This window comes from Rubrivivax gelatinosus, from assembly GCF_004340905.1.
GTDB classification, from domain to species: Bacteria; Pseudomonadota; Gammaproteobacteria; order Burkholderiales; family Burkholderiaceae_C; genus Rubrivivax; species Rubrivivax gelatinosus.
Map to the genome: position 1 here is coordinate 96,939 of NZ_SLXD01000003.1, position 14,091 is coordinate 111,029.

The window sequence follows — 14,091 nt, forward strand, 5'->3', positions numbered from 1 at the left end:
GTGCGATGCTGCCGTACGGCGTCCTCAAGCGCATCCGGTCGGTGCCGATACAAGGGCAAACGCTGGGGAGAGGTCCGTCAGGCTCCTTGGACCGGCTTTCGCAGCCATCAATCCTGGGGGAGATCCGTGGGACTTCTTCGTGACATCCGCATCGGCGTACGCCTGGGCGGCGCATTTCTCGGTCTCGTGGTCCTGCTCGCCGTGACCGGGGCGATCGGCCTGAGCAGCCTGCAGGCTACCCAGGCGAGGCTGGAGTCCGTCTACGGCGACCGCGTGGTGCCGCTCAGGCAGCTCAAGCTGATCGCCGACGCCTATGCCGTCAACGTCATCGACGCGGTGAACAAGGCCAACGCCGGACGCATGCCGGCCCAGGAGGCCGCGCAGCAGCTGGCGGCGGCCCAGGCCGCGATCGCGCAGTCCTGGAAGGACTACATGGGCACGCGGCTCACCGAACAGGAGGCGCGGCTGGCACGCGAGGCCGAGCAGCTGTTCGAACCGGCGAACCGGGACATCGAACGTGCGCGCCAGGCGCTGCTGGCGCTGTCGGGTTCCGCGGCCGGCCAGCTCGTCCAGCTCGACGGGGCGCTCTACGACACCGTCGACCCGATCAGCGCCAAGATCGCCGAGATCACCGAGCTGCAGCTGCGTGCGGCCAAGCAGGATGTCGACGCCGCGTCCGCGACCTACGCCTGGACCCAGGCGGTGATCCTGGGCGTGACCTTGGTCTCGGTGATGCTGGCGGCCGTCGGCGGGCTGGTCATCACCCGGTCCATCACGCGCCCGGTGCAGGGGGCCGTGCTCGCGCTGCAGGCGGTCGCGGCGGGGGATCTGGGGGCACGGGTCGAGGGCTCGTCGAAGGACGAGATCGGCCAGCTGCTGGCGGCGCTGCGCACGATGAAGGAGGAGCTGTCGCAGATCGTCGGCACCGTGCGCTCCAGCAGCGACAGCGTGGTCACCGCGTCGACGCAGATCGCGCACGGCAACCAGGACCTGTCCGGCCGCACCGAGGAGCAGGCCAGCGCGCTGCAGCAGACCGCGGCGACGATGGACCAACTGGGCAGCACGGTGCGCAACAACGCCGACAACGCCCGCCAGGCCGATCAGCTCGCCCGGGCTGCCGCGCAGGTGGCCGCCCAGGGCGGCGAGGTCGTCGGCCAGGTGGTGACGACGATGGCCGGCATCAGCGACTCCAGCCGCAGGATCGGCGACATCATCGGCGTCATCGACGGCATCGCGTTCCAGACCAACATCCTGGCGCTCAACGCCGCGGTCGAGGCGGCGCGTGCCGGCGAGCAGGGCCGCGGCTTCGCGGTGGTGGCCAGCGAGGTGCGCACGCTGGCCCAGCGCAGTGCCGAGGCGGCCCGGGAGATCAAGGCCCTGATCACGAGCAACGTCGAGCAGGTCGGGCAGGGGGCGTCGCTGGTCGATCGCGCCGGCCAGACGATGGACGAGATCGTCGGGTCGATCCGGCGTGTCAGCGACATCGTCGGCGAGATCAGCTCGGCGACTTCGGAGCAGAGCAGCGGCATCCAGCAGGTCGGCGACGCGGTGAGCCAGATGGACCAGGTGACCCAGCAGAACGCCGCGCTGGTCGAGGAAGGCGCCGCCGCGGCCGAGAGCCTGAAGCAGCAGGCCCAGCAACTGGCGCGTGTGGTGTCGATCTTCAAGCTCGACGCCGAGGCCTCCCGCGTGTCCGCCTGAACCCCGCCCGAGCCGCCCGGCGGTTCGGGCCGGCCGCAAACGAAAAAGCCGCTGATCCTGCGATCAGCGGCTTTGTTGTTTTGGTGGAGACGAGGAGGATCGAACTCCTGACCTTCGCATTGCGAACGCGACGCTCTCCCAGCTGAGCTACGCCCCCGAAACAGCTAGCAGTATAGCACCAAATACGGGCTTGTCATCAAGTCGATGCCCCGCGACACGTCGGCACACCGGCGGCGCTATCGTCGCCGCATGGACCCGAACACCTTGCCCGGGCCGCACGACGGCCTGCTGTCGCCCGTCGTCGCCGGCTGCTGGCGGCTGCACGAATGGGGCCTGGATGTCGCGGCGCGCGTGCGCTGGATCGAGCGGGCGCTCGAGCTCGGCATCACGACCTTCGACCACGCCGACATCTACGGCGGCTACCGCGTCGAGGCGCTGTTCGGCGAGGCGCTGGCCGCCGCGCCGGGGCTGCGCGAGCGCATCCGCCTCGTGACCAAGTGCGGCATCAAGCTGGTCGGCGACGCACGGCCGGCGCACACGATCAAGTCCTACGACAGCTCGCGCGGCCACGTCGTCGCCTCGGTCGAGGCCTCGCTGCGCGCGCTGCGCACCGACCGCCTGGACCTGCTGCTGCTGCACCGGCCCGACCTGCTGGCCGACCCCGACGAGATCGCCGCCACCTTCGACGCGCTGCGCCGCGCCGGCAAGGTGCTGCACTTCGGCGTCTCCAACCACACACCCTCGCAGTTCGCGCTGCTGCACCGGCGTTTCCCGCTCGTGACGAACCAGGTGGAGCTGTCGCCGCTGCAGATGCAGGCGCTGGCCGACGGCACGCTGGAGCAGGCGCTGGACCTGCGGCTGCCGCCGATGATCTGGTCGCCGCTGGCCGGCGGCCGGCTGTTCCGCGGCGACGACGGGCAGGCGCGGCGCGTGCGCGCGGTGCTCCAGGCGCTGGGCGCCGAACACGGCGTCCCGGCGGCCACCGTCGCCTACGCCTGGATCCTGCGCCACCCGTCGCGGCCGGTGCCGATCACCGGCTCGTCGCGCGTCGAGGCGCTGGCCGAGGCGACGGCGGCGCTCGCGCTGCGCCTGCCGGCCGAGGCCTGGTACCGCGTCTGGCAGGCGAGCATGGGCCACGAGGTGGCCTGAGACCTCAGGACTTGTCCGGGGCTCACTCCCGCTGGGCGGGACCGGCCGCCAGGCCGAAGGGTGCTCCCGTGATCCCCTGACGCCGGCGCGGTCTCGCGTTCGGCGCGGTGGCCGCGCCGGCCGCATGATGGGGTGGTGCCGCGTGTCGTCTTCACCCCGCAGCTCGCCCGCTTCGTCGGCCCCGTCGACGCGGTGCAGGCCGACGCGGCCACGCTGGGCGAGGCGCTCGCCGCCGCGTTCGCGCGCCACCCGAGGCTGCGCGGCTACGTGCTCGACGACCAGGGTGCTCTGCGCGTCAACGTCGCCGTCTTCGTCGACGGGCAGCGCCGCACGGCGCTGGACGACACGCTCGTGCCCGCCAGCACGGTGCACGTGCTGCAGGCGCTGTCCGGAGGCTGAAAGGGGACCACGATGGACCACGACCGCGCCTGGGCCGCGACGCGCAAGGGCCTGTTCGAGCTGCGCCACGACGGCGCCGGCGCCTGGCGCGTGGCCGGCGTCTCCTTCCTCGGCGAGCCGGTGTCGATGCTGCTGCCGCCCGACGCGCGTGGGCGCATGCTGGCCGCGCTGGACCTGGGCCATTTCGGCGTCAAGCTGCACGCCAGCGACGACGCCGGCGCGAGCTGGCGCGAGCTCGCCACGCCGGCCTATCCGCCGCAGCCCGAGGGGGCACCCGGGCCGGCCTGGACGCTGGTGAAGGTCTGGGCGCTGGAGCGCGACCGCGACACCGTCTGGGCCGGCACCTTGCCCGGCGGGCTGTTCCGCAGCGAGGACTTCGGCGCCTCGTGGCACCTGGTCGAGGCCTTGTGGCACGCGCCCGGCCGGCCCGAGTGGTTCGGCGGCGGCTACGAGGTGCCGGGGCTGCACTCGATCTGTCCGGACCCGTCGCGCCCGGGCGCGCTGCTGGTCGGCGTGTCCTGCGGCGGCGCCTGGGCGAGCGAGGACGACGGCGCGAGCTGGACGCTGGCCGCCCGCGGCATGCACGCCGAGTACATGCCGCCCGAACGCGCCGCCGACCCGGCGGTGCAGGACCCGCACCGCATCGTGCGCTGCGCCGCGGTGCCCGAGGTGCTCTGGTGCCAGCACCACAACGGCATCTGGCGCTCGTCCGACGGCGCACGTTCCTGGCAGCGTGTGCAGGCGCCGCTGTCCTCCTTCGGCTTTGCCGTCGCGGTGCACCCGCGCGACGCCGACACCGCCTGGTTCGTGCCGGCGGTGAAGGACGAATGCCGCGTGCCGGTGGGCGCCGCGCTGGCCGTCAACCGCACGCGCGACGGCGGCGCCAGCTTCGAGACGCTGCGCGCCGGGCTGCCGCAGCGCGACTGCTACGAGCTCGTCTACCGCCACGCGCTGGACGTGGCCGCCGACGGCACGAGCCTGCTCTTGGGCAGCACGACCGGCGGCCTGTGGGCCAGCGTCGACGGCGGCGAGCAGTGGCACACGGTGGCGACGACGCTGCCGCCGATCCACGCCGTGCGATTCGGTTAGGAGCCTGGCCGGCGGCCAAGCCCCTAACCTGCGGGTGAACGTACGGCTCCCCCGAGCCCCCTCCGGGAGGGTGCTCCAGTTCGTTCGACGGCTCCCTCCAGCCTCCCTCCGAGAGGCAGGCTCCAGTCAGGAGGACGATGGCGGCCGGGTCCAGCCTGCGCGCTGGTTCTTATCGAATTTCGCCGTCGACGTAATACCAGCGGCCGTCTTCGCGCACGAAGCGGCTGGTCTCGTGCAGGCGCAAGGCGCGCCCGGCGAGCTTGCTGCGGGCGACGAACTCGACCGTCGCCGCGTCGCCGTCTTCGCGGGCGCGGCGGACCTCCAGGCCCAGCCATTTCAGGCCGGGTTCGGACTCGACGCGCTCGGGCCGCGTGCTGGCGTGCCAGGTGGCCAGCAGGTAGGGCTCCAGCTCCAGCACGTAGGCGCTGTAACGCGAGCGCATCAGCGCCTCGGCACTCGGCGCCGCAGCGCCGGCATGCCAGCGGCCGCAGCAGTCGTCGTAGTCGGCCTTCAGGCCGCAGGGGCAGGGGGTCATCGTCTCGTCCTCGGGCGGCGCGAGCATACGGCGCCGTGCGGCCGGCCGGAATGCGCTGGCTACACTCGGGCGCAGCCGGCTCGTGCACGCGTCGCGTGCACACCACCGTCCCGCCAGGAACTCCCGATGCTCGACCCCCAAGCCCGCGCGCTGCTGGACCTGATGATCGACAAGCGCGTGCCGCCAGTGCACACGCTGCAGCCGGCCGAGGCCCGGCGCTTCTATGCCGAGCGCCGCGCCTTCACCCAGCCTGACGCGCCGCCGGTGGCCGAGGTGCGCGACCTGGCCACCGACGCCGGCCTCGCGCTGCGCCTGGTCCGGCCGGGCGAGGGCGTGCTGGCGCTGCTCGTCTACTTCCACGGCGGCGGCTGGACGATCGGCGACCTGGACACGCACGACGTCGTCTGCCGCACGCTGGCGCTGGCCTCAGGCTGCGCCGTGCTGTCGGTGGACTACCGCCTGGCGCCGGAACACCGTTTCCCGGCCGCCGTCGACGACGCCGTCGCCGCCGTGCGCTGGGCGCGGCGCGAGGCCGTCGCGCTCGGCGTCGACCCGGCGCGTGTGGCCGTCGGCGGCGACAGCGCCGGCGGCAACCTGGCCGCCGTCGCGGCGATCGCCGCACGCGACGCGCACGAGCCGCTGGCCGCGCAGCTGCTGATCTACCCGGTGACCGACATGCGCGCCATCGCGCCCTCGCACGCCGCCAACGGCCAGGGTTATCTGCTGACCAGCGACAGCATCGCCTGGTTCCGAGGCCATTACGTGCCCGACGAGGCCTCGTGGACCGACTGGCGCGCCTCGCCGCTGCTGGCGCCCGACCTGAGCCGGCTGCCGCGTGCGCTGGTCATCACCGCCGGCTACGACCCGCTGCGCGACGAGGGCCTGCAGTACGCCGACGCCTTGTCGGCCGCCGGCAACCGCGTGCAGTACGTCGGCTTCGAGCGCCAGATCCACGGCTTCGTGACGATGGGGCGCGTGCTCGACGAGGCGCACACCGCGCTGGCGCTGGCCGGCGCCTTCCTGCGCGAGGCGCTCGCGCCGGTGGCGGCCTGAGCGTGCATTGCGCTTCGCAGCGGGGGCGCCGATGAGCGGCGGCCACCCCAACCAGTTCGCGCTGCTGGCCCAGCGCCGCTTCGCGCCGTTCTTCGCCGTGCAGTTCCTCGGCGCGGGCAACGACAACCTGTTCAAGTTCGCCTTCACCGTGATGGCGACCTACCAGCTGCAGCTCGCCTGGATGCCGCCGTCGCTGGCCGGGCTGGTGATCGGCGCGGTCTTCATCCTGCCCTTCGTGCTGTTCTCGGCCACCGCCGGGCAGCTCGCCGACAAGCACGACAAGGCGCTGCTGGCGCGCTGGGTCAAGTCGCTGGAGATCGCGATCATGGCCGCCGCGGTCTGGGGCTTCGTGCACGCCGACGCCGTCATGCTGCTGGCCTGCGTCTTCGGCATGGGGCTGCACTCGACACTCTTCGGCCCGGTGAAGTACGCCTACCTGCCGCAGCACCTGGACGAGCGTGAACTGACCGGCGGCAACGGACTGGTCGAGATGGGCACCTTCGTCGCCATCCTGCTGGGCAACCTGGCCGGCGGCCTGCTGATGGCGGTGCCCGAGGCCGGCGCGCGTCTGGTGGCCTTCGCCTGCCTGGGCGTGGCGCTGCTGGGGCGGCTGGTGGCGCAGGCCGTGCCGCGTTCGCCGGCGCCGCAGCCCGACCTGGTGATCAACTGGAACCCGTTCAGCGAGACCTGGCGCAATCTGCGGCTGGCGCACGAGGACCCGGTGGTCTTCCGCTCGCTGCTGGGCATCTCGTGGATGTGGGCCTTCGGCGCGGTCTTCCTGTCGCAGTTCCCGGCCTTCGCCAAGGACGTGCTGCACGGCGACGAGCAGGTGGCCTCGCTGCTGCTGGTGCTGTTCTCGGTGGGCGTGGGCGTCGGCGCGCTGCTGTGCGAGACGCTGTCGCGGCGCCACGTCGAGATCGGCCTGGTGCCGCTGGGCGCGGCCGGCATGAGCGTCTTCGCCGTCGACCTGTATTTTGCCGCGCACGCGCTGCCGGCCTCGGCGCTGATGCCGGTCGGCGCCTTCGTCGCCCAGCCGGCGCACTGGCGCGTGATGGCCGACCTCACGCTGCTGGCGCTGGCCGCCGGCGTCTACAGCGTGCCGATGTACGCGCTGATCCAACTGCGCAGCCCGGTGACGCACCGCGCCCGCATCATCGCCGCCAACAACATCCTCAACGCGCTGTTCATGATCGCCAGCGCGCTGGGCGCCGGCGCGCTGCTCGGCGCGGGGCTGTCGATTCCCGGCGTGTTCCTCGTCGCCGGCGTTGTCAACGCGCTCGTCGCCGGCGCGGTGTTCTGGTTCGTGCCCGAGTACCTGCTGCGCTGCCTGGCGCTGCTGCACGGCCGGCTGCTGCGCCGGCTGGGCGTGGCCGGCGTGCCGCCGCCGGCCGACGGCGCCGCGCTGCTCGTCGGCCCGGCGCCCGAAGGCGCCGATCTGCTGCTGCCGGCGGCCGCCGGGCCACGGCCGCTGCGCTGGGTCGTCGACCGCCGCCGGCTCGCCGGCCCCGGCCTGGGCGCGCTGCTGCGCCGTGCCGGCGCCGTCGCCTGGGTGCCGGCGCACGAGGACGCGGCGGCGCACGCCGAAGCCGTCGAGCGTGCGGCGCAGGCGCTGGCCGCCGGCGAGCTGGTCGGCCTCTTCGTCGCCGACGAGGCCGGGCGGGCGGCGACGCTGGCGGCGGTGCTCGCGCGTCAGCCGGTGCCGGTGCTGGAAGTGCGCTACGTGCCGGGGCGACCGGCGGTGTTGTCGCTGGAGGCGCGGCCCGGCTGACCGTGACCGGATGCCGCCGGGGGCGGCGTGCGGTGCTTGCAGCGAATACTGTATGGGCATACAGTCTCCCCCATGGAGACGCTGCCCCTGTTCGCCCCGTCGCCGCCGGTCGCCGTGCCGGCGGAGGGGCGGCGTGCGCGGCGCTCGTGGCCCGTGTCGCCGCCGTCCGTGGCCGGCGGTGCGGCAGCCGGGCTGGCGGCCCCGGTTGCGCCATCGCCCGCACCGTCACCAGCACCGTCGCCGGCATCGCCGGCCGTGCCGCCGCGGCCCGCGGCGCTGGAAGACCTGCACCCGGCGCTGTGGCGTGCGCACCAGCTCGGCCGCCAGCACGAGACCACCTGGTCCAGCGGTTTCGCCGCGCTCGACGCCGTGCTGCCGGGCGGCGGCTGGCCCTCGCGAGTGCTGACCGAGCTGCTGCTGCCGCGTGCCGGCCTGGGCGAGATGCGGCTGCTGGCGCCGGCGCTGGCCGCGGTGCAGCGCGGCGAGGGCTGCGTGATGCTGTTCGACCCGCCGGCGCTGCCTTTCGGCTGGGCGCTGGCCGAATGCGGGCTCGACCTTGGGCGGCTGTTCGTCGTGCGCAGCCGCCAGGCGCAGCGCGGCCGGGCGCGTGGCCCGCTGCCGGCCGCCGACGTGCTCTGGGCGCTGGAGCAGGCGCTGCGCTCGGGCCAGGTCGGTGCCGTGCTCGCCTGGCTGCCGGCGCGGCTGCCGGCCGACGCGCTGCGCCGGCTGCAACTGGCCGCGCAGACGCACGACGGCCCGGCCTTCGTGCTGCGCGACGACGCCGCGCGCACCCGGCCCAGCGTCGCGCCGCTGCGGCTGTGGCTGTGCGCCGCCGGTGCCGACGCGCTGCGTGTGCACCTGCTCAAGCGCCGCGGCCCGCCGCTGGCCCAGCCGCTCGCGCTGGCCTTGCCCCCGGTGCTGCCGGCCGCGGCACGCGCCCGCGCGGCGGCGCCGGCGGTGGTGCGGCCCGTGTTCGCCCAGGAGGTCCCGCGATGAACCATGCCGCCGGCGTCTTCGGCCTCAGGCTGACACCCGCATCGGCGAGTTTCCGGCCGCCCGGCGGCTGGACAAGCTCCCGGCCAGCCCGGCGGCTGGACAAGCGTTACCCCGGCCCGCTCGACGCCCTCGGCCAGCCGCGGCTGGAGCTCATCGTCGTGCCCGACTTGGGCACCGGCGCGCTCGCCAGCCTGGCCGGGCGGCCGGGCACACGCGTCACGCCCGACGGCCGCCACTTCTACGATCTGGACTACGAGTTGGCGCATCAACAGGAGGACCCACAAGCATGAGCTCTCCCGCCTTTCTCTCCGGTGGCGCTGCCGTGCCGGCCCCGCCCGGGATCGATGCTTCGCCGCCTTCGGCCGCCGGCGGCCCCGCCGTGGGTGCAGCGGCGCTGGTGCACGAGTTCTGGCGCCGCATGGCGAGCAACGACTTCGCTTCGGTCGGCGAGCTGCTGGCCGAGGACTTCGTGCTCGACTGGCCGCAGTCGGGCGAACGTTTCCGCGGTCCCGGGCGTTTCGTGCGCATGAACCAGGAGTACCCGGCGAACGGGCCCTGGCGTTTTCGCGTGCACCGCGTCGTCGGCGGCGCGCACGACGCGGTGTCCGACGTCGGTGTCACCGACGGCGTGCAGCAGGCGCGCGTGATCTCGTTCTTCGACTGCGACCTCGCCGCTGGCCGTGTGCGCCGCCTGGTCGAGTTCTGGCCCGAGCCTTATGCCGCGCCGTCCAACCGCGCCCACCTGGCCGAGCCGATCGACGACGCGCAGGGCGAGGGCGGCTGAGCCCGGGCGTCGTTCGCGCGCGGGCGAGCACCGGGTGGCCCGGGCAGCGCCGGCGCTGGCGTTCCTGATGGCGGCGTTTGCGGCCGCCCTCCCGCCGGCCCTCCCGCCTTCCCCTGCCGTCCCGCCGGAGGCTCCGTGTTCTGGATCGCACTGCATGCCCCGCGGCTGTCGCTGGAGTCCTGGCGCGCCACGCTGGGCGCGGCCGAGGCTGCCCGGCCGCTGGCGCTGGTGGCGGCGCACCGCATCGCCGCGGTCGACCCCCGGGCCGCCGAACGTGGTGTCCAGCCCGGAATGCGGCGTGGCACCGCGCTGGCGCTGGCCCCCGATCTGGTGCACGGCGAGGCCGATGCGGTGCGCGACGCCGCCGCGCTGACGGCGCTGGCGCACGCCGCGCTGGCCTTCACGCCGAGGGTCGTGCCCGAGCCGCCGGCCACGGTGCTGCTGGAGGTGGCCGCCAGCCTGCGCTGCTTCGGCGGCGGGCCGCGGCTGCTGCAGCGGCTGCAGGCGGCCGTCGAGCCGCTGGGGCATGCGCTGGCCCTTGCCAGCGCACCCACGGCGCGCGGCGCCTCGCTGCTGGCGCGCTGGCGCGGCGAGCACGCCGGTTTCATGCTCGCACCGGGCGACCGGCTGCAGGCGCTGCAGGCGCTGCTCGCTGAAGTGCCGCTGGCGCTGCTGGACGCCGGGCGTGAACACGCCGTGGTGCTGCAGGGCATGGGCGTGCACACGCTGGGCGAACTGCAGGCGCTGCCGCGCGACGGCGTCGCACGCCGTTTCGGCACCGCGCTGCTGGCCGAACTCGACCAGACGCTGGGCCGCGCCGCCGACCCGCGCGAGCCCCTCGTGCCGCCAGCGGTCTTCGAGAGCCGGCTGGAGCTGTTCGCCCGTGCCGACACCGCGGCCCAGGTGCTGCACGGCGCCGGCGTGCTGCTGGCGCGGCTGCTGGCCTGGGCGCAGGCGCGCCAGGTGCGCATCGCCGCCTTCACGCTGGTGATGCACCACGACCGCCACCGCGGCGACGCCCCGCCGGCCACGCGGCTGCGGCTGGAGCTGGCCGAGGCCTCGCTCGACCCCGGGCACCTGCAGCTGCTGCTGCGCGAACGCCTGGGCCGGCTGGAGCTGGTGGCGCCGACGCTGGAGCTGGAACTCGAATGCCACGAGACGCTGCACGCGCCGGCGCCCAACGCCGAGCTGTTCCCGTCGCGCCAGGGTCAGGCCCAGGGCCTCGTGCGCCTGCTGGAGCGCCTGCGTGCGCGCCTGGGCGACGAGCAGGTGCTGCGCCTGGTGCCGCAGCCCGACCACCGGCCCGAATGCGGCGCGCGGCTGCTGCCGCTGCAGGCCGCGCCCGGCCGTGCCGCGCGCGTGGCGTCCGGCCCAGCACGGCCCGCCGCCGGCGCCCTGCGTCGGCCAGCGCCGCCCGCGGCGGCGAAGGGGGTCTCGCCGGCGCCTGCGCCGGCAGCGCCGGCCGACCCGGCACAGGCCCTGGTCGCCTCGCTGCTGGCGCGTGCGGCGCCGGTCGTGCCCGAGGCCGCACGCCGCCGCCGTGCCGCGCTGCACCGCCCGGTGTGGCTGCTGGACACGCCGCAGCCGCTGCCCGAGCGCCAGGAGCGCCCGCAATGGCTGGGCCGGCCGCTGCGTGTGCTGGCCGGGCCGGAGCGCATCGAATCGGGCTGGTGGGACGGCGCCCTGGCGGTGCGCGACTACTTCGTCGCCCAGGCCGAGGACGGCGCGCTGGTCTGGGTCTACCGCGAACGCCTGCCGGCCGACGACGCGGCCGGCGGCTGGTACCTGCAGGGCTGGTTCGGCTGACGAAGCCGGCTCAGGCCAGCACTTTCAGCAGCCAGCGCTGCAGCGCCTGCAGCTCTTCCAGGCAGACCGAGTGCTCCATCGGGTAGTCGTGCCACTCGACTTCGAAACCCTCGCGGCGCAGCGCCTCGCGCGCCGCCTGGCCGCGCACCAGCGGCGCGACACCGTCCTCGCGCCCGTGGGCGAGGAAGACCGGCGTGCCGCTGCTCGCCGGGTGGCGCTCGGCGGCCAGCGTCTCGGGCAGCGGCAGGTAGCCCGACAGCCCGGCCAGGCCGGCCAGCCGGTGCGGCAGGCGCAGCCCGCCGCCCAGCGTGAGCGCGCAGCCCTGCGAGAAGCCGGCGAGCACGATGCGCGAAGCCGGCACGCCGCGCGCGATCTCGCGCTCGACCAGCGCCTGCACCGCGGCGAAGGACTCGCGCAGCCCGGCCTCGTCTTCCCGGCGCGGCGCGTCGGGCCCGAGGATGTCGTACCAGGCGCGCATGCGGTAGCCGCCGTTGATCGTCACCGCACGCTCCGGCGCCCGCGGCAGCACCCAGCGCACGGGCCCCAGCGCGTCCAGCCGCAGCTCGTCGGCCATCGGCAAAAAGTCGGTGCCGTCGGCGCCCAGCCCGTGCAGCACGATGACCGTGGCCACCGGCGCCACGCCCGGGTCGAGTTCGATCGTCTGCAGCGCCATCGTGTCTCCTTGCTCGGTCCATCGCCCGCCGCGGCGGGATGTCAACGCGCATTCACTCCGCGAAGAAGCGTTTGCCAGAGCAGCGCACCTTCAAGCTCCGCCAGCACGCACACGGCGCCTCAAGCGGCCGCCGCGGCCCGGCTTTGCCGGGTCGCTGGCGGCGCCCCCCTGGGGGGGAGCGCGTGAGCGCTCCGGGGGGGGATCAGTAAGAAATGCCCATTGCCTCGCGAACGTCCTTCATCGTCTGCCGGGCCACCGTGCGGGCACGCTCGGTGCCCATCTCGACGATCCAGTGCACCTGCTTGGGGTTGGCGGTGAAGGCCGCAGCGCGTTCGCGCCAGGGCTGCTGTTCCTTGACGATGGTGTCGATGACCGGCTGCTTGCACTCCAGGCAGCCGATGCCGGCCGTCGTGCAGCCCTTGCAGACCCAGTCCTGGGTCGCCGTGTCGCTGTAGACCTGGTGCAGGGCCCAGACGGGGCACTTCTCGGGCGTTCCCGGGTCGGTGCGGCGCACACGCGCCGGGTCGGTGACCATGCCGCGGATCTTCTTCGCGACCGTGTCCGGCTCGTCGCGCATCAGCACCGCGTTGCCGTAGCTCTTGCTCATCTTCGCGCCGTCCAGGCCGGGCAGGCGCGCGTTCTCGGTGTACAGCGCCTGCGGCTCGACGAGGATGGTCTTGCCGCTGCCCTTCAGGTGGCCGGCGAGCAGCTCGCCGTCGTGCGCCGTCCAGCCTTCGACGCTGGCGGCGGCCTTCTTCAGGATGCCTTCGCCCTTGGCCAGCGCCTCGGCGGCACCGGTCTCGCCGAAGGCCTTGCGCTGCTTCTCGAAGTAGCGCTGGTCGTCCTTGGGCAGCTTGGCCAGCGCCGCCGCCACCTGCTCGGTGAAATCGGGCGCGCGGCCGTACAGGCTGTTGAAGCGGCGCGCGACTTCGCGCGTCAGCTCGACGTGCGAGGCCTGGTCCTCGCCGACCGGCACGTAGGCGGCCTTGTAGATCAGGATGTCGGCCGCCTGCAGCAGCGGGTAGCCGAGGAAGCCGTAGGTCGCGAGGTCGCGGTCCTTCAGCTTCTCGATCTGGTCCTTGTAGGTCGGCACACGTTCGAGCCAGCCCAGCGGCGTGCCCATCGCCAGCAGCGTGAACAGCTCGGCGTGCTCGGGCAGACGGCTCTGGATGAAGATCGTGCTCTTCTCCGGGTCCAGGCCCGCGGCGAGCCAGTCAATCACCATCTCGTAGACGTTCTTCTCGATGACGTCGCGCTCTTCGTAGTGCGTGGTCAGCGCGTGCCAGTCGGCGACGAAATAGAAGCAGTCGTACTGGTCCTGCAGCCGCACCCAGTTCTTGAGCGCGCCATGGTAGTGGCCGAGGTGCAGGGAGCCGGTCGGGCGCATGCCCGAAAGAACGCGGGGTCGCATGGAGGTTTGCCGGGACAACGAAAGCGTCGATTGTCTCAGGTCGTCGTGGCCCGATCGCTACACTGCGCGCCCCATGAAGCGCATCGTCATCCTGATCTCCGGCCGCGGCTCGAACATGGAGGCGATCGTCCAGCGCTGTGCCGCGGAAGGCTGGCCGGCGCGCGTCGCGGCCGTGGTGTCGAACCGGCCGGACGCTTCGGGCCTGGCCTTCGCCGCCGCGCACGGCGTGCCGACGGCGGTGGTCGACCACCGCGGCTTCGCCGGCGACCGCGAGGCCTTCGACGCCGCGCTGGCCGCCGAGATCGACCGCCACGAGCCCGACCTCGTCGTGCTCGCCGGCTTCATGCGCATCCTCGGCGACGCCTTCGTGCGCCGCTACGCCGGGCGCATGCTGAACGTGCACCCGTCGCTGCTGCCGGCCTTCCCGGGGCTGCACACGCACCGCCGCGCGATCGAGGCCGGCTGCAAGGCCGCCGGTGCCACCGTGCACTTCGTGACGCCCGAGCTCGACCACGGGCCGATCGTCATGCAGGCCGTCGTGCCGGTGCTGCCGGGCGACGACGAGGCGGTGCTAGCCGATCGTGTGCTGGCCGCCGAACACGTCATCTATCCGCAGGCCGTTCGCTGGTTCGTCGAAGGGGCGCTCAGCCTCGCCGACGGCGTCGTGCGCCAGCGCGACGGCCAGGCACAACTGCTCGTCTGAGACGCCCGCGGCGGCGGCCGTCGC

General features: G+C 74.0%; 14 protein-coding genes and 1 tRNA gene. 11 read left to right on the forward strand and 4 right to left on the reverse strand.

Going from position 1 to position 14,091, the window contains the following annotated elements:
* The first annotated feature begins 126 nt into the window (after positions 1 to 126).
* Positions 127 to 1,701 carry a methyl-accepting chemotaxis protein gene (locus EV684_RS24585; RefSeq protein WP_132645306.1) on the forward strand — a complete coding sequence of 525 codons (1,575 nt, stop codon included), beginning with the start codon at positions 127 to 129 and terminating at the stop codon, positions 1,699 to 1,701.
* Between the two features lie 81 nt (positions 1,702 to 1,782).
* Here EV684_RS24585 and EV684_RS06000 read toward each other — a convergent pair.
* A tRNA-Ala gene (locus tag EV684_RS06000) sits at positions 1,783 to 1,858 on the reverse strand.
* A gap of 92 nt (positions 1,859 to 1,950) precedes the next feature.
* Here EV684_RS06000 and EV684_RS06005 point away from each other — a divergent pair.
* From EV684_RS06005 to EV684_RS06015, 3 genes are all read left to right on the forward strand, one after another.
* On the forward strand, positions 1,951 to 2,850 hold the full coding sequence (locus EV684_RS06005; protein ID WP_132645307.1) for an aldo/keto reductase: 900 nt from the start codon (positions 1,951 to 1,953) through the stop codon (positions 2,848 to 2,850).
* 135 nt (positions 2,851 to 2,985) lie between these two features.
* The gene (locus tag EV684_RS06010; protein WP_132645308.1) at positions 2,986 to 3,249 is read left to right on the forward strand and encodes a ubiquitin family protein; all 264 of its coding nucleotides are present in this window, start codon (positions 2,986 to 2,988) and stop codon (positions 3,247 to 3,249) included.
* 12 nt (positions 3,250 to 3,261) lie between these two features.
* On the forward strand, positions 3,262 to 4,338 hold the full coding sequence (locus tag EV684_RS06015) for a WD40/YVTN/BNR-like repeat-containing protein (protein WP_132645309.1): 1,077 nt from the start codon (positions 3,262 to 3,264) through the stop codon (positions 4,336 to 4,338).
* A 169-nt stretch (positions 4,339 to 4,507) separates the two neighbouring features.
* On the opposite strand, the gene EV684_RS06020 is transcribed toward EV684_RS06015, so the two are convergent.
* A complete protein-coding gene (locus EV684_RS06020; protein WP_132645310.1) occupies positions 4,508 to 4,900 on the reverse strand; it encodes a YchJ family protein in 393 nt (130 codons plus the stop codon).
* 99 nt (positions 4,901 to 4,999) lie between these two features.
* Between EV684_RS06020 and EV684_RS06025 the strand changes: the two genes are divergently transcribed.
* The 6 genes from EV684_RS06025 (at position 5,000) to EV684_RS06050 (ending at position 11,280) form a co-directional block, all read left to right on the forward strand.
* Positions 5,000 to 5,926: an alpha/beta hydrolase gene (locus EV684_RS06025; RefSeq protein WP_132645311.1), complete on the forward strand. Its 927-nt coding sequence runs from the start codon at positions 5,000 to 5,002 to the stop codon at positions 5,924 to 5,926.
* Positions 5,927 to 5,957: 31 nt separating this feature from the next.
* Positions 5,958 to 7,694, forward strand: coding sequence for an MFS transporter (locus EV684_RS06030; protein ID WP_132645312.1), 1,737 nt, complete (start codon positions 5,958 to 5,960; stop codon positions 7,692 to 7,694).
* Positions 7,695 to 7,949: 255 nt separating this feature from the next.
* A complete protein-coding gene (gene imuA / locus EV684_RS06035) occupies positions 7,950 to 8,690 on the forward strand; it encodes a translesion DNA synthesis-associated protein ImuA (RefSeq protein ID WP_243651066.1) in 741 nt (246 codons plus the stop codon).
* Positions 8,687 to 8,980, forward strand: a complete 294-nt coding sequence (locus EV684_RS06040; RefSeq protein WP_132645313.1) for a DUF3224 domain-containing protein — start codon at positions 8,687 to 8,689, stop codon at positions 8,978 to 8,980. The genes imuA and EV684_RS06040 overlap by 4 nt, the downstream gene beginning before the upstream one ends.
* Positions 8,977 to 9,474: a nuclear transport factor 2 family protein gene (locus EV684_RS06045; protein ID WP_132645314.1), complete on the forward strand. Its 498-nt coding sequence runs from the start codon at positions 8,977 to 8,979 to the stop codon at positions 9,472 to 9,474. Before EV684_RS06040 ends, EV684_RS06045 begins: the two co-directional genes overlap by 4 nt.
* 135 nt (positions 9,475 to 9,609) lie before the next feature.
* Positions 9,610 to 11,280, forward strand: a complete 1,671-nt coding sequence (locus tag EV684_RS06050) for a Y-family DNA polymerase (RefSeq protein ID WP_132645315.1) — start codon at positions 9,610 to 9,612, stop codon at positions 11,278 to 11,280.
* Between the two features lie 10 nt (positions 11,281 to 11,290).
* Here the strand turns inward: EV684_RS06050 and EV684_RS06055 are convergent, their stop codons facing one another.
* Both EV684_RS06055 and EV684_RS06060 read right to left on the reverse strand, forming a co-directional pair.
* A complete protein-coding gene (locus EV684_RS06055) occupies positions 11,291 to 11,953 on the reverse strand; it encodes an alpha/beta hydrolase (protein WP_132645316.1) in 663 nt (220 codons plus the stop codon).
* A gap of 202 nt (positions 11,954 to 12,155) precedes the next feature.
* Entirely contained in the window at positions 12,156 to 13,364 is a 1,209-nt protein-coding gene (locus EV684_RS06060; RefSeq protein WP_132645317.1) for a tryptophan--tRNA ligase, read from the reverse strand.
* A gap of 73 nt (positions 13,365 to 13,437) precedes the next feature.
* On the opposite strand from EV684_RS06060, the gene purN reads away from it, so the two are divergent.
* Positions 13,438 to 14,067 carry a phosphoribosylglycinamide formyltransferase gene (gene purN, locus EV684_RS06065; protein ID WP_132645318.1) on the forward strand — a complete coding sequence of 210 codons (630 nt, stop codon included), beginning with the start codon at positions 13,438 to 13,440 and terminating at the stop codon, positions 14,065 to 14,067.
* Positions 14,068 to 14,091: the final 24 nt, after the last annotated feature.